The organism is Streptomyces sp. DH37 (genome assembly GCF_029813835.1).
Taxonomy (GTDB): Bacteria; Actinomycetota; Actinomycetes; order Streptomycetales; family Streptomycetaceae; genus Streptomyces.
This window is the reverse complement of sequence record NZ_JARVKV010000254.1, coordinates 1-381: the sequence shown is the minus strand read 5'-3', so window position 1 is coordinate 381 and position 381 is coordinate 1. Positions and strand designations below refer to the sequence as shown.

The 381-nt window shown below is 73.5% G+C and carries 1 protein-coding gene; it reads right to left on the bottom strand.

Translation table 11 applies throughout. The annotated features are described in order from the left end of the window. On the bottom strand, positions 1-381 hold a 381-nt coding region (locus QC029_RS30910; RefSeq protein ID WP_279559145.1), incomplete at both ends, for a hypothetical protein.

Below are 381 nucleotides of genomic sequence, written 5' to 3'. Positions count from 1 at the left end.
GGCGGACGAGGGTGGTGACGCCGTCGCCGAAGCGCAGGTACGCGTCGTCGTGGATCGTGCGCTCCACGCCGTAGACCCGAGTGGCGCCCGGCTCCTGGTCCCGCGGCGGGTCCATCAGGACCCGGTGCCACCACCGCAGCCGCCCGGGGTCCATCGCCGCCTCGTCCGCCGGGTCGACCAGCTCCGTGGCGAGCATCCGCTCCGAGACGCCGTCCGTCCACCGCGCTATGTGCGGGTTGATCCGCTCCACCAGCTCGCGCACGCGGCGGTGCATCGCCTCCTTGTCCGGCACCTCCACGGTCTGCATGACGTAGCAGTGGCCGCTGGGCTCGAAGCGGCACCACAGCAGCCCGGCGCCCTCCACCTCGACCGTGCCGACGG